This window comes from Bacillus sp. FSL W8-0102 (assembly GCF_038007225.1).
Taxonomy (GTDB): domain Bacteria; phylum Bacillota; class Bacilli; order Bacillales; family DSM-4216; genus Bacillus_O; species Bacillus_O smithii.
In genome coordinates this window covers 1,833,548-1,855,500 of the sequence record NZ_JBBOWT010000001.1, presented here as the reverse complement: position 1 = coordinate 1,855,500, position 21,953 = coordinate 1,833,548, and the positions used below count along the sequence as shown (strand labels likewise).

The following is a 21,953-nucleotide window of genomic DNA, read 5'->3' as shown; positions in this document are numbered from 1 at the left end:
GTTGTAGTTTTTCCATTCTTTGTCTATAATGATATCAATCAATGTTCGAATGACGGAGGTAGTCTATGCTTGTCGGCTGGTTTTCTTATTTTATTTTGCTGTGGGGAATCTTTTTGATAATAACCATTTCCATCGGCGGTTTTTTCATGTTTCGCAAATTTTTGAAACGGCTTCCGAAAGCGGACGGTAAATCCGACATGGACTGGGAGGAATATTATGTAGAGAAGACACGCCATTTATGGGATGACACCCATAAAGCCATTTTGGAAGAGCTTGTCAGTCCGGTTCCTGAACTGTTTCGAGATGTCGCCCGTCATAAAATTGCCGGCAAAATCGGAGAACTTGCTTTAAATGAACAAGCCGAACGGATGAACATGGACTTAATTATTCGGGGTTATATCATGGCCACTCCAAAAAGAGATCACAAATTTTTAAGAAAAAAGCTGACGGCAATGAATGTGGATTTATCAAAGTACGAACATTTCTTTTGAACATAGAGGAAAGGCTGGCTCTATCAGGATTGAATCCTATGAGCCAGCCTCTTTTTTGTATAAACTTTAACAGAAAAATTCATCGAACAAAATTCTCTTTTTACAGGCTATTCGTTTGAATGGGGCCATCGTTTAATTGATTCAGCATCTTTTTATACTGAATGTACATCGCAATTCTCCAAGGAACAATCATCGAAAATGCCAGCAAGAAGAACATTCCGCTCAGCTGACCTACATGAATAGTAGTACTTAAAATGGCTTTTACGATCAATCGAACAATTAAAAGCGTCACTAAAATATAAACGAAAGCTTTTGATCGTTTTAAATAAATTTCATTATCACGAATTTCAAATCTCGACGTTTTAATTAAAATAATGGAACAAAGCATTCCAAGCATAATGGATTCCATCATTTCCATTGGTGTTATCCGAAATTGCGGAAACAAATACATCAAACTGCCAGTGCTCATAAAAATCGGCGGCAAAATGATTTTCTTAACGGATGTTGGCTTTTTAGCTGCTTTTAATCGAATCATGATGACGGAAACACCCATCACTACAGCAAAGATAGATGAAGCGATTAACCACATCTGAATCACCTTTTTTCAAATTTTTAAAACGTTTTTTTCGTACAAACTATATGAACAATGATCGGTTTTGATTCACACGCTCCATTTCTTTCAGTTTGTCGATAAGAAATTTTTTTATGAATGGAGATTTGCACGAACTATTATATAACATTTTGATGATGAAAACAAAAAATTACCCTTATTTTTCAATTCATTCTTTTTTTATACCTCTTTTCAAGAACGATGAATCGTTTTTTCAAATGATAGCTATTAAAATTAGCACCATTTTTTGGCTAAAATCCTTGAAACGTACCAAAAAGCTGATTAAACACCATGATGATTTTCGTCAACCAGTCAAAAAACAAGAGCACCCCCATCAAAATCATCAAATATCCACCCACTTTGACGATCCATCCACTATGTGTCCGCATCCATTTCAATCTGCCGATAAAGAATGACAAAATAAAAAACGGAATAGCGAAACCAAGCGTATAGGCAGACATATAAAGGAATCCAGATTCCGGATTGGAGGCTGCTAAAGCGATGACAGACATTAAAATGGGGCCCGTACATGGCGTCCAGCCGGCGGCAAAGGCCATCCCTCCCTCAATAAAGTTTATTTTTCTCCCGAATACTCGCTTTTTCTCAAAATTTCATAGACACTTAATAGAATACACACCTCATTTAATGGATATATGTTGAATTTTTTTAAATAATTTACATGGTAGGGGGCATCCTATCAACCAAATTGTCCTGAATCCGTGACAAAACATCTTTACAATGGTCGCAAACCGTTGATACGATAAGGAAAAACGACGTTGACGATTCTTCATCAAGTAGGTGATGTGATGAAAGATTTCCCGATTCGGTTTGTATTGACAGATGAAGCGATTACCCCAAGTGCTGGGCTTGCTCTCGTTGGCTACTTACTCCATCGAACGAAACTGGATAAACGGGTAAACGCACTTCGGCTTCCAACGGTTCGTCGAGAAGTGCACATTTCCCATAGCGATGTCATTCGCTCGATGATTGGCTTGCTTGCCACAGGAAAAACGGATTTCGATCATATCGAAGCGTATCGTCAGGACGATATCTTTTCGGCATCGATGGGGATTCAGCACGTGCCTTCCTCTCCAACCTTGCGACAACGACTCGATCAGCTCGCTTGTCTTCCGATGACCGAAACGATTCTTTGGGAGGAGTCCATACGTCTGTTGATTCAACGACATGCCACTTTGTCCCCTTGTTGGACCAAAGGAAAGACGACATGGCTTCCCCTTGATATAGATGGTTCCCCATTTGACAACTCCGATACGAAAAAAGAAGGAGTCAGTCGAACGTATAAAGGATTTGACGGTTTTACACCGTTGTTTGCGTATGCAGGGAAGGAAGGGTATCTCGTTCATGCCGAGTTGCGTCCAGGGAAACAACATGTGCAAGACAACATGCCCTCGTTTTTAGTCACCGCTATCCGTCGAGCTCGTCAACTGACTTCATCTCGTCTGCTTGTTCGCATGGATGCAGGAAACGATGCAGAAGCGAATGTGCACGTATGCCTAAAGGAAGACGTGGACTTTGTCATCAAGCGAAACTTACGCCGAGAATCGAAAGCGCTTTGGTTCCAGATCGCTTCGCAAAAGGGCAAACGTGTCGATGATGGACAAAGCGAAGGAGTACAAACCTATGAGCTATGCCTTCCACAGAAGGCAGCGATCGATGGAAACACGTATACGTACGTTCAAGTCACCCAAGTGACGGAACGGACGATGGAACGCAATGGACAGCTGATGCTCGTTCCTGATTATGAAGTGGAAAGCTATTGGGTGCGGCTCAAAGGATACGAGCATGTTCGAATGAGCGATGTGCTCGCGTTGTATCATGACCATGCGACATGCGAACAGTTTCATAGCGAACTGAAGAGCGACTTAGATTTAGAGCGGCTTCCATCTGGGAAGATGAAAACGAATGCGCTCGTGTTGGTCATGGGAGCCTTCGTTTACAATCTTCTTCGTCTGATTGGACAAGATCTATTAAGCGATCCGAGACATCCGTTGCACCACAAAGTGAAACGCCGCCGCATCAAGACGATTATTCAGACGGTGATCACGATGGCAGGGCGACTCGTCCGTCGATCACGACAGATCTGGATGAAACTGACGCGAAGGAGTGGTTATAGCGAGCCCCTACTGAACGTCTATCAGAAATGGAGAGAGGCAAGATAACGAACGAATGTTCGGTCGCTGATGTCCAACGTCACTCCCTGTGCTTTTTTGTCTCTTTTTTTGGTTCGTATACCTAAAAAAGAGATTGGTTCCATTTTCGGAAATAGAGATGACATAGGTCATAAGCATAAAAAGGGTTTTATGGATTATCAATCCATCAAAATTACAACAAAATCAAAGTCGATTTCAATTCATCACGGATTCAGGAAATTGTATTTATTTGGTAAAAATATGGTATAACCGTGCTTCATCATCTCCACATCACTCACGGTCGCTAACCCTCCCACATCTCTCCGGATTGAATTCCATACATTCCTTCGTCCTGCGTATCCATGAGGTGGAGGTTGGATATGCTCCTTTGCTGGGTCACATGCCCGTATGGAATAAATAAGCTCCAACTCTGCACTATTGGTGTTTGTCATTTGAGATAATTACGGTATTCTGAAATGATTTCATGAACTTAATAAAGCCTTAAGCTGCCTGTAATGAATCGATTTGAGGCAAACCTCTCAATAACTTTGAACCATCAAATTCACACTGTTTTTGACCAATGACAAATAAGACACGTAGTAATTTACAACACAAGGCAATCAGTGACTGCTGTTTCTTCAAAGGTCGATCAGGACGCTTTGTGTAGTATTGATGCAGGGCTTTAAACGTTGGATTATGGGCAACGAGTGGACGAATGGCCAAGTATAAAGCTCTTCGCAATCGACTTCGTCCTCGTTTTGTGATCTTGGTTTGCCCCTTAAACTTCCCGGAACTATGTTCACGTAATGACAGCCCTGCCAGATTTACTAATTGCTGGGGATGACTATACTTTGTTATATCCCCGACCTCAGCGAAGAATAGCGCGACTGTTGTAGGACCTAAGCCTTGAATATTGATCATTTCCTTCGCTCCAGGTATCGTTACTACAAGTGCTTCCAGATCCTTATCTAACTGTCCTAATTGCTCTTTGTATAGCTCATATTGATCGAGTAAATAATCCAATTCACGTTTAGCAAACTTGATACCAATTTGGATACCAATGCTCTTTTTCGCTGCTTCTATTAACTTTGTAGCTCGTTTGATTCCTACACCACGGTTTACTTCTTGTTTCCATTTCGCAAGAACTTCTTCTGATGTCATTTCTTTAATCTGAGAGGGGAATGGAAAGTTTCTTAATGTACAAAGAGCTGCCTTTCCTTCCCAGTCTTTAAATACATCGAAAAACTCCGGAAAGTAACGCTGGATGTGATTTTGAATACGACCTTCTGTGATCATAAGCTGCTGGATGAGCTGATCTCTTAATTTGACGCCTTCTCTTAGCTCTGCATAGATGCCATCTAAGAGATTTGGTACGGAGTATCGCCCATCTTTAATCAGCTGTGCAATCACACGTGCATCTTTCGTATCGTTTTTAGTTGGAGAGTTATCATCCAGCTCTTTAGTTTTTTTGACATGCATAGGATTGACCAAGACAAAGTCATAACCTTTAGCAGTCAAGAAATAGGCCAGACTCAGCCAGAAATGACCGGTCGGCTCAACACCAAAAATGACATGTGTTTTTTGGTGTTCCTTTTGATGCCTCGAAACCCAATCAAGCAGTTTTTGATAGCCATGTATGCGATTTTCAAAGATCAGTCTTTTTCCAAATTCGATTCCTCGATCATCCTGAGCTCGAGCGACGTGTTTGTCTTTGGCGATATCAATGCCTACAATTAATGTTGATGGTGTGAGTAAAATGTTTGTGGGAGAAATTCTTAGAATTCCCCGATGAGGGGGTTGGGAACGTAGGTTCGCAATCCCCCTCATCGGGGCCACCAAGCGAAGCGCGGTAGGATCCCAAGCAGGAAACATGAAAAAAGGACTCTCTCCCTGGTAAGATGATCATTGCCAAACCATCAAACAGGAGGAGAGAGTCCCATGAATATTCAACAACATCTTACCACAAATTCGTTGTCATGGAAAGAGATCGAACTTGATTTGTTTCGAGCCTTGCAAAACGCCTTCGCCGAACTGTTTACGGCTTTGTTGGAGGACATCGACCGACAATTGGCGGAAACCCGGGACAAGCGCCGGTACCACTTGAAAGACAAACGACGCATCACGATTCAAACCCTGTTTGGCGAAGTTACCTTTGAGCGGAACTACTATTTAGACCGGGAACAAAACCGTTACACGTTTTTGCTTGATTCCTTTTTAGCGTTTGATGGATCGCAGTCAATCAGCCCTTGTCTAGAAGAAACAGCGGTGGGATTGGCGGTGGAGTGCTCTTCTTATCGCAAAGCGGCTCGTACGCTTGCCCAGATGGTCGGGTATCCGGTGATGAGCCATGAGGCGATCCGCCAGTTGGTGCTCGAAGCTGAAGCTCCGCTGCACTGCCCGGTCAACCAGCGATATGGACGGGTGCTGTTTGTGGAGGCCGATGGACTGTTTGTTTCTCGCCAAGGGAAGGGAAAACGGGCCAAGGAAGACAAGATCCTAACCGTTCACGAAGGGTGGAAGCGCAACGGCTCACGGATCGAATTTGTCAATCAGCGCCATTACGTCCATGAGGGCAAGGGGGAGGTGTGGGAAGGCTTCGAGGAATTTTTGATAAATGAATATGCCTATGATCCGTGTCGGGATCTTCTTGTCATCAACGGGGACGGCGCTCCATGGATTACCGCGTGCCGGGAGTATTTCAAAGGACGGGTCTGCTTCCAATTGGATCGATTCCACGTGGCGCGTGAGTTGCGCCAATGCCTCTCGGGCCATCCACGGTGGCAGGCGATTCGGCAAAAGCTGGCGAAGCAGGATGAAGAGAAGCTGCTTGTGGAACTGAACAGCGCCCTCGGCACGCTGGGGGACGAAGCGAAAGAACAACAGCTGGCTGCCTTGATCCACCGGATCGAATCGATGCCGGGATGCATCCGTGATTACCGGGAATGGCTGAAGGAGCAAGGAGTGGACACAACGGGCATGTATCCGATGGGGAGGGCTGAAAGCGTGATGAGCCAGTTGGCGTATCGGGTGAAATACCGCCGCAGTTGGACAGACAAGGGACTTAGGGCGTTTTTCAAGGCAATGATTGCCCGGATGGATGGGATTCGTCTTTTCGGACGTCGTTTAGGAGAAGAATCGTCGCATCCGGCGGAGGAAACGGTGTCGACGGCATCCACCAAACAGACGATCGTGAACAAGGCGAAACAACGCGTCCGCCGTCTTTGGCCGGAGATCACGCGGAATAACGTGCCATATTTACAGCAATCGTCCGGGACACCGATCTATCATGTCCTGTCTGAACTCAAGGGATGGTAAAAAAAGGTATACATATCGGTCTGTCATGGCAAGGGATGAGAGTCCGAAAGCGCTTACGGATGAAATTTAAAAAAATGGTTCGCTAACCTATGACTTACACCTGTTTTTTAGCGAACCAAAAAAGTTCCCACAAAATCTTGACTGACTCATGTTGATGGTGTAATTTGCGAGATTTTACGATTTTGCGTATAATTCATCTTGAGTCCTCCTTGGTAATTATTAATTCGGGGTCAATGCATTGACACCCTGTACTATACCAAGAGGGCTCTTTTTGTTTCAAACCTCAAATTTCTTCATTACAGGAATAGCTCTTTTCAAGAACGATGAATCGTTTTTTCAAATGATAGCTATTAAAATTAGCACCATTTTTTGGCTAAAATCCTTGAAACGTACCAAAAAGCTGATTAAACACCATGATGATTTTCGTCAACCAGTCAAAAAACAAGAGCACCCCCATCAAAATCATCAAATATCCACCCACTTTGACGATCCATCCACTATGTGTCCGCATCCATTTCAATCTGCCGATAAAGAATGACAAAATAAAAAACGGAATAGCGAAACCAAGCGTATAGGCAGACATATAAAGGAATCCAGATTCCGGATTGGAGGCTGCTAAAGCGATGACAGACATTAAAATGGGGCCCGTACATGGCGTCCAGCCGGCGGCAAAGGCCATCCCTATCAAGATGGAGCCTAAGTAGCCAGAAGGCCGGTTTTTAAATTGAAAGCGCCGCTCCTTCATGAAAAATTCGGGTTTCAATAGGCCGGCTACGATCAAACCAAAAAAAATAATGCATAAAGCGCCAATTTGTCGGATGAGATCTTGATAGTTGCGAAAAAAGGATCCAACAAAGGAAGTGGCAAATCCAAGTGAAATAAAAATAGCAGAAAATCCGACTAAAAAAAAGAAAGTATGGAGCAAACTTCTCTTTTGCAACATCGCGTTTTCTGTTTTTAACTCATTGACACTCATTCCTGTTATATAGGATAAAAAAGCAGGATATAAAGGCAGACAGCAGGGAGAAATAAAACTTAAAAACCCCGCTCCAAAAGCCAGCAGCCCATTTACATCGGTCAATCGTTCCACTCCCTTTCTTTCGTTCTTCCATTTTAGCAGAGACGCAGACGAAATTTCCGCCTGAAAATTTGAACATTTTGTGGCAAGCTGAACGAGTTTCAAGAAACTATTAAGAAAACTCTTCGCATCCTAACATCCATTCTTTTCTTTCTTCCGGATTATATCATCAGCAAGATGTTTGCTTAAACAAAAAGAAATTATTCACAATCATACTGATTCATAAGCGGGATGATAGATTTTTTCACTAGTTCAATAAAGGCACGTACTGTCGGGGATAGATTGCCGCTTTTCCAAGCAAGAGCGGTCGTAGTATACGGATGATTCCGAATGTTACGATAAATGACTTTATTTTTAAAAATGCTTTGTATGGAAGCTGGTACAAGAGCAACGCCCATTCCCGATGAAACAAGTGATAGAACCGTAGATAATTCTTTTGTTTCTTGCACTACCTTTGGACTAAATCCTGCCTGATAACATAATTTTATCAATGTATCATAATGTCTCTGATTTGCCTTTCTTCCCGTCACTATGAATGGATCATTGGATAAATCGTTAAGATTGATCGAAGATGTTTCGTGTGCTAGTGGATGATCCTTTGGTAAAGCGATCACCATTAGCTCTTGTCGAATGACTTCAAAAAGTACGTTGTCATTTTCAATAGGATGACATAGTATGCCCACATCAATACGTCCTTCGTGTAAAGCTTTCACTTGTTCTTCTGTCGTTAACTGTTGTAAATCAATATGAATATTAGGGTAATTTTTTCGATAATGCTGAATAATGGCTGGAAGAATATCATAGGATGCGGATGAGATGAAACCGATTGCTATTTCTCCAATCTCACCACGGTTCACCATTCTGACTGTTTCAATTGCGTCCTCTAAATTCTTCAAGATGATGTATAAAATTTTGTGTCAAGCATTTAGTTAGACCAAAAGAAAAAGGAAGGGTATTCTCTGATTTGACCAATCATCTAGAGAAAGGAGTACCCTACCTATGTCTAAAAGTATATCGAATATAGATTGGATGAATCAACTGGAAAACGTTATTCGTGAATTTGTAAAGGAAAAATTAGAGAGGAAGAAATCCAGACTTTTCTCGAAATGGAAGAGGGAACGTCGAATAGGAGAAACGGCTATTACTCTCGAAAACTAGACACACAGTATGGTCGTATTGAAGATCTTTCTGTCCCAAGAGACCGAAAGGGGGAATTTCAAACACAACTGTTTGCTCCTTACCAACGCCATACGGGCTGGCTGGAGGAAGCCATCATCAAGATGTATCAAAGTGGCATGAGTACACGGGAAATTGGCAAGTTTATCGAACGAATTCTAGGAAGCACCTATTCTCCTGCGACGATCAGCCGGATTACCGATGTCGTGAAGGAAGACATCGAGAAATGGCACGCTCGTCCACTACACCAGCGTTATTCGGTCTTATATTTGGACGGCTTGTACGTGAAACTTCGCCGGGATACGGTAGAGAAAGAAGTGATTTATGTGGTATTGGGGGTGAACGAAGAAGGGTATCGTGAAATTCTTGATTTCTTCGTAGGAGGACAAGAAAGCGCCTATGTATGGCAGGAGATTCTCCAACAGCTCTACAAAAGAGGCGTCAAGGAAGTGCTTCTTGGCGTCTTCGATGGCCTTCCGGGGTTGGAGGAAGCCTTTAAGGCGGTGTATCCGAAAGCCGATGTGTAGCGCTGTGTCGTTCACAAAGTACGTAATACCTTAAATCGTGTTCGGAAAAAAGATCAATTTGAAGTGGCGGAAGATTTGAAACTCATTTATCGATCTCCGAATAAAAAAATTGCACTGGAGATGTTTCAACAGTTTGAGTCGAAATGGTCAAGCAAGTATCCGAGAGAAGTTCAATCTTGGGCCAATGAGTTGGATGTCCTCCTTACATTTATGGACTATCCAAGCAGTATTCGAAGTGTGATTTACACGACCAATGCCATTGAACGAACGATCAAAGAGATTCGGAAACGTCTAAAGCCGATGAACAGTTTGAGTAGTTTAGAAGCCGCTGAAAAAGTCGTGTATTTGACCATCCAAGATTTTAATGAGAAATGGGCAGGGCGAAAGTTGCGAGGATTTGCCGAAGCGCAGGAAGCCCTCGAGCGAATGTTTGAAGAACGTTATAATTAACCAAATAATGTAAATCAATGAGATGAGGGGGATTCTCTCTTTCCATACAGGAGACTGAATATTCAGTCTCCTGTATGGAGGAAACCAGTCTTCTCCTCTATTCTAAATCTATTTCAGAGATACCCTATCTATCTTACATTACACAAGAGTCAGTCAAGACTTTGTGGGAACTTTTTTGGTTCGCTAAAAAACAGGTGTAAGTCATAGGTTAGCGAACCATTTTTTTAAATTTCATCCGTAAGCGCTTTCGGACTCTCATCCCTTGCCATGACAGACCGATATGTATACCTTTTTTTACCATCCCTTGAGTTCAGACAGGACATGATAGATCGGTGTCCCGGACGATTGCTGTAAATATGGCACGTTATTCCGCGTGATCTCCGGCCAAAGACGGCGGACGCGTTGTTTCGCCTTGTTCACGATCGTCTGTTTGGTGGATGCCGTCGACACCGTTTCCTCCGCCGGATGCGACGATTCTTCTCCTAAACGACGTCCGAAAAGACGAATCCCATCCATCCGGGCAATCATTGCCTTGAAAAACGCCCTAAGTCCCTTGTCTGTCCAACTGCGGCGGTATTTCACCCGATACGCCAACTGGCTCATCACGCTTTCAGCCCTCCCCATCGGATACATGCCCGTTGTGTCCACTCCTTGCTCCTTCAGCCATTCCCGGTAATCACGGATGCATCCCGGCATCGATTCGATCCGGTGGATCAAGGCAGCCAGCTGTTGTTCTTTCGCTTCGTCCCCCAGCGTGCCGAGGGCGCTGTTCAGTTCCACAAGCAGCTTCTCTTCATCCTGCTTCGCCAGCTTTTGCCGAATCGCCTGCCACCGTGGATGGCCCGAGAGGCATTGGCGCAACTCACGCGCCACGTGGAATCGATCCAATTGGAAGCAGACCCGTCCTTTGAAATACTCCCGGCACGCGGTAATCCATGGAGCGCCGTCCCCGTTGATGACAAGAAGATCCCGACACGGATCATAGGCATATTCATTTATCAAAAATTCCTCGAAGCCTTCCCACACCTCCCCCTTGCCCTCATGGACGTAATGGCGCTGATTGACAAATTCGATCCGTGAGCCGTTGCGCTTCCACCCTTCGTGAACGGTTAGGATCTTGTCTTCCTTGGCCCGTTTTCCCTTCCCTTGGCGAGAAACAAACAGTCCATCGGCCTCCACAAACAGCACCCGTCCATATCGCTGGTTGACCGGGCAGTGCAGCGGAGCTTCAGCTTCGAGCACCAACTGGCGGATCGCCTCATGGCTCATCACCGGATACCCGACCATCTGGGCAAGCGTACGAGCCGCTTTGCGATAAGAAGAGCACTCCACCGCCAATCCCACCGCTGTTTCTTCTAGACAAGGGCTGATTGACTGCGATCCATCAAACGCTAAAAAGGAATCAAGCAAAAACGTGTAACGGTTTTGTTCCCGGTCTAAATAGTAGTTCCGCTCAAAGGTAACTTCGCCAAACAGGGTTTGAATCGTGATGCGTCGTTTGTCTTTCAAGTGGTACCGGCGCTTGTCCCGGGTTTCCGCCAATTGTCGGTCGATGTCCTCCAACAAAGCCGTAAACAGTTCGGCGAAGGCGTTTTGCAAGGCTCGAAACAAATCAAGTTCGATCTCTTTCCATGACAACGAATTTGTGGTAAGATGTTGTTGAATATTCATGGGACTCTCTCCTCCTGTTTGATGGTTTGGCAATGATCATCTTACCAGGGAGAGAGTCCTTTTTTCATGTTTCCTGCTTGGGATCCTACCGCGCTTCGCTTGGTGGCCCCGATGAGGGGGATTGCGAACCTACGTTCCCAACCCCCTCATCGGGGAATTCTAAGAATTTCTCCCACAAACATTTTACTCACACATTACACAAAATTCTTGACGGTACCAATAGCCACCAGATGTTCCTAAGTGGCTTACTTTGTATGTTTTCAACTATTCATTCCGATTGTGTCCTACAAAAATGATGCTTGTTTGAACATTCTGTCGCTCGAACGTCTTAGGCAATCGGTGTACCATTTTTAACAGGCTCATCCGGTTTTAAGAGTACCACATCCCCTTCTTCCGGAATACCACCAAGCACCAAAACCTCCGATTTAAAACCTGCAATTCGTCTGGCGGGAAAGTTTACTACTGCGACTACTTGACGTCCAATAAGCTGTTCCGGTTCATATCTCTTTGTAATTTGGGCTGATGAACGTTTAATACCCAATTCACCAAAATCAATTTCTAATTTTATAGCGGGTTTTCGTGCCTCTGGAAAAGATTCTGCCTTAATGATCGTACCAATACGAATATCTAACTTCAAAAAATCCTCTATTGTCGCCATGATAAGACCTCCCATTTTTTATAAAAAAGAGTGATTAGAGACTTTACTTAAATAGGAACGATCAAAACCCAAAGGTCGAAGGAAAAACGAGGGAGTTAAGTCGAAATAATCTGATAACAAAAAGAGTAGCATAGCTGTCTCGCCCTGTCTAGGAAAACACGTAAAATCTGCGGTAAAGACCGAACGAATCTAAACACCATTCACATTTGAAAGAATCATGATTTATCCGGAAATGCGACCGATTGCAGCTTGCTAAACAGTTTACAATCTATGGGTTTGCTTATACCAAATAAATAAAAAAGACTACTCCTTTCTTTGGTCACGTTTCCATAGAAAAGAATAGTCTTTACGTGAACTACCCACCACCTACGCTTCGCTTAGAGGCGGGGGCTTCAAGCGACTTGTGCGTGTTCGCTGAACGGTAAGCCACACACAAGAACCCTTTACGCTTCCCTTCGTTCCGAAGGTGTCCGTTCTAGCTATATTCTATCCTATTAGTTGGCTAACGCCAACCGAAATTCATCTCCCACTTATCGTTGGGCTATCGCCCTTCACACGCTTGAAGTGGGAGACTTCTTTCGGAAATAATGTTAAATAGGAAAAATTAATCTGATAAAAATGGAAAATTCCGATGAAAAATTAACCAATTGATGCTCTTAAATTTTGAAATTCACTTGAACGTGAACTCAATAATACAGAAATCCTTTAGATGTTCAAAGCATTTATTGTTTAAACTGTTTGTTCATCGCGTTCATCATTTGATTAATTTTCTTTTGAGATGGTTTCATCCCCATTTGCATCATCATCATTCGAAGCATTTGTTCATTGATAGGTGGGTTTTTCTTTAAATAATCCATCATGTATTTGCGTGCAATAAAAAATCCTAGCGCAACTCCGGCGAGCAACGCCAGAACTCCAACTAGCACATACCACATAGTACTTCCTCCTTCATGTTGTCTAATAAGAGTGTACTAAAGGATACCCGATTATACAATATTTTCTTTCACTTTTTCTTTTTTAAACATATTTTCTTTCTTTTAATGGCTTCACCCATCCAAAGCGTCCATTATTAAAATCTAAAGCAAGCAACCGACCGTTAAAATTTTTCAAAGATTCAAAAAATAACATTTCTGAATCATAACTGCCGGAGGCCTTTAAAAGCATTTTGGTCGATTGAATTTCAAGTGTACTCCCATTCTTTTCTGTAGATTCTATCCGATACGTGTTGCCTTCGACGGTAAATCCTTTTTGCCGTGAAAGATTTTGGCGAATCAACCGATACAATTGCATGACGGGAAGTTCTTCCGTAATATATTGAACTTGCAAATCTAATATTCCCTTATATTCTCCATTTGAATGCATCCAATCATAAAACAAGTGGTAAAATACTTTTTCCCGTCCATAAAAATAAAAAGCAAATTCATCTTTTATCCAATAAATATGATAGAAGCGCAAACCCATCCCCCCGTTTGTCCAATTTTGATCCGTTTTAGTTGGTTATGGCTCATTATAACAAAATGGAACGGCATGTCCTGTAGAATTCTCGTAAAAGGATTTTCTTTTTTTGTCGCTTCCTGTTTATTTCCAAAACGGCTCACGAAAACCAACGTTGTTTTATCTACGAAACAGTCCACACCATCACTTTTTACAAAAACAGCATAAAAAAGCTGCCAGCTTAATGCCAGCAGCTTAAACAAGCTTATTTATTTAATAACTGTTTTACGCGATTTACCACATTTTCTGCCGTAAAACCGTACTCTTTCATGACAATTTCTCCTGGGGCTGATGCTCCAAAACGGTCAATTGCCAAAATTTCTCCTTCGTCTCCAACATATCGTTCCCAGCCGAAAGAGGAAGCCATTTCGATCGCAAGCCGTTTTTTAACGGTTGACGGAATGACTGATTCTTTGTATTCATCTGATTGTTTTTCAAAACGATCCCAAGAAGGCAAGCTGACAACGGAAACGTCAATTCCATCTTCCAAAAGCTGTTTTTGGGCTTCAACTGCCAGATGGACTTCAGAACCGGACGCTAACAAGAGGGCATCTGGAGTTTCTTTAGTAGAAGGAGAAACGACATATCCTCCCTTTTCTACTCCTTCTTGAGCTGTTTCTGCGGTTCCTTTTAACGTCGGTAAATTTTGACGCGATAATACTAATGCAGTTGGTTTATCTTTTGAAGTAAGCGCCATTCTCCACGCAGCTGCGGTTTCATTAGCATCTGCAGGACGGATAACCGATAAATTAGGCATTGCCCGTAAAGACGCCAGCTGTTCAACCGGTTCATGCGTTGGGCCATCTTCACCAACAGCGATGCTGTCATGGGTAAGCACATAAGTAACAGGCAGTCCCATTAGAGCGGCCAAACGAATAGCCGGACGCAAATAATCGGAGAATACGAAGAATGTACCACCAAATACTTTTACTCCACCATGTAGGGCCATTCCATTCATAGCGGCACCCATTGCAAATTCGCGAACACCGAACCAAATGTTACGGCCATCATAAGAATTTGGTCCAAAATCTTTTTCTTCTTTAATGGTCGTTTTGTTAGAACCAGCTAAATCAGCAGATCCGCCGATAAAAGTTGGAACGCGTTTTGCGATCGCATTCAGCACTTCTCCAGAAGATGATCTGCTAGCGATGCTTTTTCCTTCTTCATAAACCGGTATTTCTGCATCCCAATCTTCAGGCAGGTCTCCGTTAATAGCTTGTTCCAATTGTTTTCCTAATTCTGGGTAATCCTTTTTATATTGTGCAAAAAGGTTCAGCCATTCTTTTTCTTTTTCGCTTCCTTTTTCAACCGTTAATTGATGGAAACGTTCATAAACTTCATCCGGAACATAGAAGTCTTCTTCAAAAGTCCATTTGTATGCTTCTTTCGTTTTCTTTAATTCATCTGCTCCAAGAGGTGAGCCATGAACAGACGATGTACCTGCTTTATTTGGAGATCCATAACCGATTACTGTTTTGACTTCGATGATTGTTGGACGCGTTTCATCGTTTCGGGCTTCTTCAATGGCTTTGGCAATTTCTTCTAAATTATTGCCGTCTTCTACACGAAGATATTGCCATCCATATGCTTTAAAGCGTTGTTCTACACTTTCTGAAAACGCTTTGTTCAATTCACCGTCCAACGAAATGTCATTGGAGTCATACAGCACGATTAAACGACCAAGTTTTAGATGACCAGCTAAAGAAGCAGCTTCTGCAGAAACCCCTTCCATTAAGTCACCGTCACCGCAAATTGCGTATGTATAATGGTCGACAATTGGATAGTTTTCTTTATTATAAACTGATGCTAAATGACGCTCAGCCATTGCCATTCCGACTGCCATGGCGATTCCTTGTCCGAGTGGTCCGGTTGTAGCTTCAACACCTGGAGTATGGCCATATTCCGGATGTCCTGGAGTTTTGCTTCCCCATTGACGGAAGTTTTTAATATCATCCATTGTCACTCCGTAACCGGAAAGATGAAGCAAACTATAAAGAAGCATCGATCCATGTCCGGCGGAAAGAACAAATCGGTCTCGATTAAACCAATCTGGGTTCTTCGGATTATGATTCATAAAACGGGTCCAGAGGGTATAGGCCATCGAAGCTGTTCCCATTGGCATACCTGGATGCCCGGATTTTGCTTTTTCAATTGCATCAATCGACAATGTTCGAATTGTCGTAATTGCAAGCTGGTCTGTATGGTCAAACATGACTAGCACCCTTTCCAATTCATTTTCTTACATATTTTATATTATATGTCTGTGAGCAATTATACAACAAAATGATATGGTTTGTGAAAAATTACTCAGATTTTCAAACTACCTGATTGAATTTCCCAATTTGAATACTTAAAAGTTGCCATTCGATCGAAACGAAAAAAGCTTCCCATCAACATGATGTTAAGGGAAGCAATAATTGGTTGTCAATGAAGCTTTTTCCTCATTTGGATATTTCTTAATTTCTTTGGTGTGACTTCTTGACCAGTTGAATCGAAAACCCGGACCTTTTCAATGGTTTCTTTCATAGAAGAACGAAATGCAGTTAAATATTCAGCGCGCAAACGAGATTGCTCTTTCGCTTCTTCTTGAGTTAATCCAACTGTTTTAGATTTTTTTGCCAGTTCATTGATTCTAGCAATCTTATCACTTGAAAGCATAACGTTGCTCCTTTTCATTTGATATCCCTATTTTAATGGAAATCATACTAGAAATAGAACAAAAAAACAAGAATTCAGTCTTGTTCATTCAACTGTTTCGATTCATTCTTCTGTCTGTCCATATATTCTTGGTAGCGGCGATGGACGGTTGCTTTGGAGACATCGTAGCCGAATCCTCTTAATGTAGCTGCAATTTCCGCAAATGTAAGATCGTTGTTGCGCAATCGAATGATTTCTTCTATTGGGAGTGTTTTGCGTTCTCTGCCTAAAGGATTTCCGGATCCTTTTAAATTCTTTTCAGGCCGATATCCCTTTTCAACTGCTCTTATCATTCCTCTTTTGATTTTTAGATTATGTATTTTTCGCTGATATTCTTCCACCATGCTTACGATTTTAAGAACCATCGAATCCGACTCTGAAAGCTGCAGTTCTCCTTTGTCAGATATGCTAAAAACTTTAGCCCCTTCTTTATAAATGCAATGCAAAAGAGCAATTTTGGCATTGCCTCTTCCAATTCTAGTTTCATCTTGAATCAATACTGCGCCAGCTTTTTTGTCTTTTAACATATCTAACATCTCCAGCACGCCGGGACGATCCAAATCATAACCGCTTGCTTGGTCACGAATAACAGCTGCCAGTTCAAATCCAAACTCTGAAGCGAGCCGTCGAAGTTCCTCTTCTTGCCTTTCCAATGATGTTTCCTGAGTTTCTTTTGTCGTGCTCACTCGGCAATAGATGATGGCCTTCGTGTTTCATCACTCCTCTTTATAAGCAACTTGATGTTTTTTATTCACGGCTGTAACCGGAATAATAATTTTATCACCTGGCTTAATGACAGGGCTGGCAAGATGATTCTTCTGTTCCACCCATTTGACAAATTCATTATAATCCATGTTGTGATGGTCCCCATATTTCATGGCGATCGACCATAACGAATCTCCTTCATGCACTACGATTTTCTGATAATTTGGCTCCTTTGTCATTTGACCGATGATAAATAAACCGGACAGAACGGAAACAATCACTAAAATGATGGCGAAACGGTAGTTTTTCCACACCCATTTTATCATAAAAATTACCTCCGAACGAATGTTTGTTCTTTTACGAAAGATTGTAATACGAACATTTGTTTGAGTCAACTCTTTTTTCGAACTTATGTTTGTATTCCAACTCTTGGCATGCTATAATACCTTTAACAGAAAGAGATACGGGGGGCTGCCTTAAAATGACTAAGTTATCAAAGAGGCAACAAGAAATCCTTGATTTTATTAAGAACGAAGTGAAAACGAAAGGATATCCACCATCTGTGCGTGAAATTGGCGAAGCAGTAGGGCTAGCTTCCAGTTCGACTGTCCATGGCCATTTGGCGCGTCTTGAGAAAAAAGGGTTGATTAGAAGAGACCCTACAAAGCCTAGAGCGATTGAAATACTCGATGCCGAAGATGATATCATTCCGCGCCAAAATGTGATCAATGTACCAATTGTTGGGAAAGTAACAGCCGGGATTCCCATTACGGCCATTGAAAATATTGAAGAATATTTTCCTCTTCCAGAGAGGCTGGCACCCAGCGATGAACAGATATTTATGCTGGAAGTTATGGGTGACAGCATGATTGAAGCTGGAATCCTTGATGGAGACTACGTCATCGTCCGCCAACAGCAATCTGCACTAAATGGGGAAATTGTTGTCGCTATGACAGACGAAAATGAAGCCACTGTCAAAAGATTTTTTAAAGAAAAAGATTACATAAGGCTTCAGCCTGAAAACTCATCAATGGAACCAATCATTTTGCGTGATGTGAAAATTCTTGGAAAAGTGATTGGAATTTACAGAGAAATTCATTAATGGATGTATACCATAAACGGAAAAAGCTTGTCTTACTTTCTTATATATGTAAAGATGCAATACGTTATGACCGCATTACGGAAAAAAGCGCTCATCGCCTGAAGATGAACGCTTTTTTCTTTCTACATTTAATAAATAAAAATATATACAATATTCTTTTGCGATTTTGCTAATTTTTGCTTAGATATAAAGAAAACGATTTCTCATACCAAATTCTTTTCTATCATAGAATGCTGTACCATATTTTTATTGCTGTCAATGAAATTAACACCATTAGTCCATATCTCAACATTTTCACATTCATTCTTCTACTCATGAAAGAACCTAATGGAGCACCTAAAAGACTCCCCGCAACAGCAAAAAAAGTTGCCCAAAATGGAATTTCTCCCGTAGTCAATTTTCCGAAAGCCCCTCCGATTGCAGAAAGAAAAACAATAGCTAAGGAAGAAGCAATCGTGATACGCATTGGGATTTTCAAAACGGTTAACATGATAGGAATCAATATAAAAGCCCCTCCAGCGCCGACAATTCCAGATACAATTCCGACTACAAAAGATATTACCATTGCCAAAACTCGGTTGAAAGTGATCTCATTCACCTGCATTCGATCACAGCTTTTATGTTGTGGAATGATCATCAATAGGACGGCAAGAACTGCGAGAACGCCATAGACAATATTAATACTTTCACTTGGTAAAAATTTAGAGCACACTCCACCTATCAAACTTCCGATCAGTATACTGACTCCCATATAAAGTACAAGTCCTTTGTGGACGAAAGAAACATCTTTTTTACTCATCTTCCAATAGGCAGTTACGCCAGAGAGAGAAGAAAACAGCACTTGAAACATGCTGATGGAGGATACTTGTTTTGCTGTAAAATGACTGACGTTCAACCAGTCTGGTACATATAATAAAAGAGGATAATTGATAATAGAACCTCCTATACCAAGCATTCCGGAAAAAAATGAACCGATGAACCCAATGAAGAACATCATAAGATACATAAATATACTGATTCCTTCTTTCTGGAGACGAATTTTGGTTTAATTTATTCACATAAAATCAATGTAAATTCGATATAAATTCGTATACTAATCCCGATTCACAATGTATAATATAACCAATTAAATTTATAGGAAATAGAGAGGTTATTTGATGATTCGATTTATTCGATCACTATTCATCGACTATTGTCCGAAATGCAATGAAAGGTTAACATGCTCTAATGATCTTCTCTGCTGCACAAAAGCTTGCCCTTATGGACATTATTCAGAAGAAATTTATGGTCTTCTCGGTGTTCGTTTCGTTTATAAGGATGAAGGAACACCCCAATAAATGGGGTGTTCCTACTTATCGTTTTTGAATCCAAAACTTGATGACTCCATCCACTTCTTTGCATTCTAACAATTTATGTCCGGTCGTATTGGTCCAGCCAACGAAGTCATTTTTAGCGCCTTGGTCTGTTGCATGGACTTCTAAAATTTGACCGGATTGAAGTTCATCTATAGTTTTTTTTGTTTTGACAATCGGCATAGGACAAGCGAATCCTTTTGCATCTAAAATTTTATCGCTTTTCATATATTGTACACTCCTTTTATTGATCATGAACGGCACAGCGATTTGGACCGATTTCCATTTCTCTTTCTTCATCTCTTGAAGGGGTGATTTTCCCCATATTGGTTTGACGAATTCCCAGATAAGAATTAGGTTGTGGCGGTAAGTTTTCTGTCACTAATTTTCGAAATTCGACTTCGTCTCGGATATTCAACCCTGGATTTGTCTTGAATAATTCACCGAGTCTAGCGGAAACTTTTCCTCCTTCTCCCAACTCACTTATTCGACCAAAATGAGCAGGCAGAACAACTAGATCATCAGAGAACGTTGGAAATAATGTATACAAAGTTTGCCGAAGATCATTCACCCATTCTTCTGCTTTACCCGCCAAGTCAGGTCGACCAATTGATTTCAGAAATAAAATATCTCCTGTAAAAAGATAACGTTGATCTACAATTAGTGACGTGCTGCCAATAGTATGTCCTGGAGAATGGACAGGTTGAATAATGATGGGGATGTTCCCAACCGTAAGATTTTCTCCTTCTACTAATGGATGATATCGAAAAGTGACTTCCGTTGCATCTTTTGGCGGAAGCCAATAGCTTGCCCCAGTCTTTTCAGCTAATCGTCTACCGCCCGAGATATGATCGGCATGAAGGTGGGTATCAATCGTATATTTAATTTGAACGTTGTTTTCTTTGGCAAACTGTTCAAATACTTCAATTATTCGGACAGCATCTATAACAGCAGCTTCTCCGTTTGAAATGATCATGTAGGAAAGGCAACCTTTTCCTGGACGAACAAATTGATAAACGGAACCGCCATCGGATAAGTCCCCCACTTTAATAGGTTCCAAATGTTCACTCCACGCCCTCATTCCTCCTTGAAGGTAATACACGTTGTTTCTTCCTGCTTCCACCATTTGCTTTGCTACAAATTTGGACGATCCCTCTTTTGCACATACAACCAGCACTTTTTTCTCTTCAGGAGTTTTATGCAATGCCGGTTCTATCCCATCCAGCAAGTCAAAATAAGGAATATTGATAATATCGATGTTTTCCCCTTCAATTCTCCAATCCTGGAATTCGCTTTGATTTCGAACGTCCAAAATAAATAGCTCTTCTTTATGAAAAATGATTTCGGTTAATTCATGAGGAGTCATTTCTTTTAATTGTGTTGATCTTTCTTCTATCAATTTTCTTCTACTCCTTTTTTAGAAAGTTAGAGTAACGTTCGCATCCTTCGCAAATTCTAAAAATGTAACTGCTCCGCCGACATCGATTCCGTCAATGAAATCTTCTTTTTTTAATTTCAAGATATCCATTGTCATTTGGCAGGCAATGAATTTCACGCCCATTTCTTTAGCCATCTCCACTAATTCAGGAATAGAAGGTGCATTGGATTCCTTAAATCCTTCCGCATAATGTTCTTTTCCTTCAGGCATTGGCAGTTTTTGATAAGCGTCTTTATGAATGATATTCAATCCTTCAAATGTAAAGAAAATCGCGACTTCGGAATCTGTGGCCGCTGCCGCAGTTGCAATGTTAAACACTTTATATGCGTCAAAAAGTCCTCCGTTGCTTGCAATAATTGCTACTTTATTTTTGGTCATTTACCTTTCTCCTTTCGACTTACTTATCCGTTTCAATAGTCCCTTTCCATTCAGACATACCGGGGATGACATTTTTTACATGTTGAAATCCATTTTCGGCTAATAATTGACTGGCCCTATCACTTCGATTTCCAGTCCGGCATATGACATAAATTTCTTCCTCTCGATTCAATTCCTCCATTCGCGAATTTAATTCACCTAACGGGATATTTTTTGCCTCAGGAATTCTTGCAATAGCATATTCTTCCTGTTCTCTCACATCCAGAATGGTGATTTTTTCATTTCGTTCTATTCGTTTTTCTAATTCCTCATTGGAAACGACATTTGGAAATTTGCTATCTGATTTCACATCTTCATCGACGTTTGCTTTTCTAAGATAATGTATCAATACATCTCCTTCTACTTCAGTACCCAGGTATTGATGCCCGGTGGATTTCGCCCATGCTTGGATGTCAGCAACCGATCCCTTATCAGTAGCTTGAATTTCTAATACTTTGCCTGGTTCCAGTTCATCCATTGCTTTTTTTGTTTTGACAACGGGCATCGGGCAAGTTAGTCCTTTCGCGTCCACTATTTTATCTGACAAAATTTTCACTTTAGACCCTCCCTCAATAAAGTTTATTTTTCTCCCGAATACTCGCTTTTTCTCAAAATTTCATAG

General features: G+C 41.6%; 21 protein-coding genes and 2 pseudogenes. 5 read left to right on the top strand and 18 right to left on the bottom strand.

Annotation, left to right across the window (positions count from 1 at the left end; all coding sequences use genetic code 11):
• The first annotated feature begins 65 nt into the window (after positions 1–65).
• On the top strand, positions 66–491 hold the full coding sequence (locus tag N1I87_RS08890; RefSeq protein ID WP_003352947.1) for a DUF2621 domain-containing protein: 426 nt from the start codon (positions 66–68) through the stop codon (positions 489–491).
• Positions 492–591: 100 nt separating this feature from the next.
• On the opposite strand, the gene N1I87_RS08885 is transcribed toward N1I87_RS08890, so the two are convergent.
• The gene (locus N1I87_RS08885; protein WP_048623380.1) at positions 592–1,080 is read right to left on the bottom strand and encodes a CcdC family protein; all 489 of its coding nucleotides are present in this window, start codon (positions 1,078–1,080) and stop codon (positions 592–594) included.
• A gap of 272 nt (positions 1,081–1,352) precedes the next feature.
• A pseudogene (locus N1I87_RS08880) lies at positions 1,353–1,661 on the bottom strand (urease accessory protein UreH domain-containing protein); the annotation flags it as partial.
• A 246-nt stretch (positions 1,662–1,907) separates the two neighbouring features.
• Here N1I87_RS08880 and N1I87_RS08875 point away from each other — a divergent pair.
• Positions 1,908–3,281: an IS1380-like element ISGsp2 family transposase gene (locus tag N1I87_RS08875; protein WP_044899598.1), complete on the top strand. Its 1,374-nt coding sequence runs from the start codon at positions 1,908–1,910 to the stop codon at positions 3,279–3,281.
• 471 nt (positions 3,282–3,752) lie between these two features.
• On the opposite strand, the gene N1I87_RS08870 is transcribed toward N1I87_RS08875, so the two are convergent.
• Positions 3,753–5,123: an IS110 family transposase gene (locus N1I87_RS08870; RefSeq protein WP_341100685.1), complete on the bottom strand. Its 1,371-nt coding sequence runs from the start codon at positions 5,121–5,123 to the stop codon at positions 3,753–3,755.
• A 66-nt stretch (positions 5,124–5,189) separates the two neighbouring features.
• Between N1I87_RS08870 and N1I87_RS08865 the strand changes: the two genes are divergently transcribed.
• A complete protein-coding gene (locus tag N1I87_RS08865; protein WP_341100688.1) occupies positions 5,190–6,566 on the top strand; it encodes an ISLre2 family transposase in 1,377 nt (458 codons plus the stop codon).
• A 373-nt stretch (positions 6,567–6,939) separates the two neighbouring features.
• Here the strand turns inward: N1I87_RS08865 and N1I87_RS08860 are convergent, their stop codons facing one another.
• A complete protein-coding gene (locus N1I87_RS08860; protein WP_048624450.1) occupies positions 6,940–7,647 on the bottom strand; it encodes a cytochrome c biogenesis protein CcdA in 708 nt (235 codons plus the stop codon).
• Between the two features lie 197 nt (positions 7,648–7,844).
• Entirely contained in the window at positions 7,845–8,504 is a 660-nt protein-coding gene (locus N1I87_RS08855; RefSeq protein ID WP_341101387.1) for a LysR family substrate-binding domain-containing protein, read from the bottom strand.
• Between the two features lie 139 nt (positions 8,505–8,643).
• Here N1I87_RS08855 and N1I87_RS08850 point away from each other — a divergent pair.
• A pseudogene (locus N1I87_RS08850) lies at positions 8,644–9,797 on the top strand (IS256 family transposase).
• A 294-nt stretch (positions 9,798–10,091) separates the two neighbouring features.
• Here N1I87_RS08850 and N1I87_RS08845 read toward each other — a convergent pair.
• From N1I87_RS08845 to yneA, 8 genes are all read right to left on the bottom strand, one after another.
• Positions 10,092–11,468: an ISLre2 family transposase gene (locus N1I87_RS08845; protein WP_341100688.1), complete on the bottom strand. Its 1,377-nt coding sequence runs from the start codon at positions 11,466–11,468 to the stop codon at positions 10,092–10,094.
• 328 nt (positions 11,469–11,796) lie between these two features.
• Positions 11,797–12,126 (bottom strand): chaperone CsaA, encoded by a 330-nt coding sequence (gene csaA / locus N1I87_RS08840; RefSeq protein ID WP_341101386.1) that lies wholly within the window; start codon positions 12,124–12,126, stop codon positions 11,797–11,799.
• Between the two features lie 722 nt (positions 12,127–12,848).
• On the bottom strand, positions 12,849–13,061 hold the full coding sequence (locus tag N1I87_RS08835; protein WP_003352953.1) for a YneF family protein: 213 nt from the start codon (positions 13,059–13,061) through the stop codon (positions 12,849–12,851).
• An 82-nt stretch (positions 13,062–13,143) separates the two neighbouring features.
• On the bottom strand, positions 13,144–13,581 hold the full coding sequence (gene sirA, locus N1I87_RS08830) for a sporulation inhibitor of replication protein SirA (protein ID WP_341094396.1): 438 nt from the start codon (positions 13,579–13,581) through the stop codon (positions 13,144–13,146).
• A 244-nt stretch (positions 13,582–13,825) separates the two neighbouring features.
• Positions 13,826–15,832, bottom strand: a complete 2,007-nt coding sequence (gene tkt / locus N1I87_RS08825) for a transketolase (protein WP_341101385.1) — start codon at positions 15,830–15,832, stop codon at positions 13,826–13,828.
• Positions 15,833–16,044: 212 nt separating this feature from the next.
• Positions 16,045–16,278, bottom strand: a complete 234-nt coding sequence (locus tag N1I87_RS08820) for a DUF896 domain-containing protein (RefSeq protein ID WP_003352957.1) — start codon at positions 16,276–16,278, stop codon at positions 16,045–16,047.
• 74 nt (positions 16,279–16,352) lie between these two features.
• Positions 16,353–17,018 (bottom strand): YneB family resolvase-like protein, encoded by a 666-nt coding sequence (locus tag N1I87_RS08815; protein WP_040340893.1) that lies wholly within the window; start codon positions 17,016–17,018, stop codon positions 16,353–16,355.
• A gap of 15 nt (positions 17,019–17,033) precedes the next feature.
• Positions 17,034–17,348, bottom strand: a complete 315-nt coding sequence (yneA, locus tag N1I87_RS08810; RefSeq protein WP_003352959.1) for a cell division suppressor protein YneA — start codon at positions 17,346–17,348, stop codon at positions 17,034–17,036.
• A 155-nt stretch (positions 17,349–17,503) separates the two neighbouring features.
• Here yneA and lexA point away from each other — a divergent pair, with 155 nt between their 5' ends.
• Positions 17,504–18,124 (top strand): transcriptional repressor LexA, encoded by a 621-nt coding sequence (gene lexA, locus N1I87_RS08805; RefSeq protein WP_003352960.1) that lies wholly within the window; start codon positions 17,504–17,506, stop codon positions 18,122–18,124.
• Between the two features lie 223 nt (positions 18,125–18,347).
• On the opposite strand, the gene N1I87_RS08800 is transcribed toward lexA, so the two are convergent.
• The 5 genes from N1I87_RS08800 to N1I87_RS08780 all read right to left on the bottom strand — a co-directional run bounded on the left by N1I87_RS08800 (position 18,348) and on the right by N1I87_RS08780 (position 21,887).
• Positions 18,348–19,142, bottom strand: a complete 795-nt coding sequence (locus tag N1I87_RS08800) for a sulfite exporter TauE/SafE family protein (protein ID WP_445285714.1) — start codon at positions 19,140–19,142, stop codon at positions 18,348–18,350.
• A 334-nt stretch (positions 19,143–19,476) separates the two neighbouring features.
• On the bottom strand, positions 19,477–19,704 hold the full coding sequence (locus N1I87_RS08795) for a sulfurtransferase TusA family protein (protein WP_341101383.1): 228 nt from the start codon (positions 19,702–19,704) through the stop codon (positions 19,477–19,479).
• Positions 19,705–19,720: 16 nt separating this feature from the next.
• Positions 19,721–20,872 (bottom strand): MBL fold metallo-hydrolase, encoded by a 1,152-nt coding sequence (locus N1I87_RS08790; RefSeq protein ID WP_445285713.1) that lies wholly within the window; start codon positions 20,870–20,872, stop codon positions 19,721–19,723.
• 21 nt (positions 20,873–20,893) lie between these two features.
• The gene (locus N1I87_RS08785) at positions 20,894–21,292 is read right to left on the bottom strand and encodes a DsrE/DsrF/DrsH-like family protein (protein WP_341101381.1); all 399 of its coding nucleotides are present in this window, start codon (positions 21,290–21,292) and stop codon (positions 20,894–20,896) included.
• A gap of 19 nt (positions 21,293–21,311) precedes the next feature.
• Entirely contained in the window at positions 21,312–21,887 is a 576-nt protein-coding gene (locus N1I87_RS08780) for a sulfurtransferase TusA family protein (protein WP_341101380.1), read from the bottom strand.
• Between the last annotated feature and the right edge of the window lie 66 nt (positions 21,888–21,953).

Coding starts and splice junctions, on each gene's coding strand:
- N1I87_RS08855 (WP_341101387.1), bottom strand. CDS start 8,504: ATGGTGAACCGTGGTGAGATTGGAGAAATAGCAATCGGTTTCATCTCA.
- N1I87_RS08835 (WP_003352953.1), bottom strand. CDS start 13,061: ATGTGGTATGTGCTAGTTGGAGTTCTGGCGTTGCTCGCCGGAGTTGCG.
- N1I87_RS08875 (WP_044899598.1), top strand. CDS start 1,908: ATGAAAGATTTCCCGATTCGGTTTGTATTGACAGATGAAGCGATTACC.
- N1I87_RS08870 (WP_341100685.1), bottom strand. CDS start 5,123: ATGTTTCCTGCTTGGGATCCTACCGCGCTTCGCTTGGTGGCCCCGATG.
- N1I87_RS08885 (WP_048623380.1), bottom strand. CDS start 1,080: ATGTGGTTAATCGCTTCATCTATCTTTGCTGTAGTGATGGGTGTTTCC.
- N1I87_RS08820 (WP_003352957.1), bottom strand. CDS start 16,278: ATGCTTTCAAGTGATAAGATTGCTAGAATCAATGAACTGGCAAAAAAA.
- N1I87_RS08795 (WP_341101383.1), bottom strand. CDS start 19,704: ATGAAAAGCGATAAAATTTTAGATGCAAAAGGATTCGCTTGTCCTATG.
- N1I87_RS08785 (WP_341101381.1), bottom strand. CDS start 21,292: ATGACCAAAAATAAAGTAGCAATTATTGCAAGCAACGGAGGACTTTTT.
- N1I87_RS08890 (WP_003352947.1), top strand. CDS start 66: ATGCTTGTCGGCTGGTTTTCTTATTTTATTTTGCTGTGGGGAATCTTT.
- csaA (WP_341101386.1), bottom strand. CDS start 12,126: ATGGCGACAATAGAGGATTTTTTGAAGTTAGATATTCGTATTGGTACG.
- lexA (WP_003352960.1), top strand. CDS start 17,504: ATGACTAAGTTATCAAAGAGGCAACAAGAAATCCTTGATTTTATTAAG.
- N1I87_RS08865 (WP_341100688.1), top strand. CDS start 5,190: ATGAATATTCAACAACATCTTACCACAAATTCGTTGTCATGGAAAGAG.
- tkt (WP_341101385.1), bottom strand. CDS start 15,832: ATGTTTGACCATACAGACCAGCTTGCAATTACGACAATTCGAACATTG.
- N1I87_RS08845 (WP_341100688.1), bottom strand. CDS start 11,468: ATGAATATTCAACAACATCTTACCACAAATTCGTTGTCATGGAAAGAG.
- yneA (WP_003352959.1), bottom strand. CDS start 17,348: ATGATAAAATGGGTGTGGAAAAACTACCGTTTCGCCATCATTTTAGTG.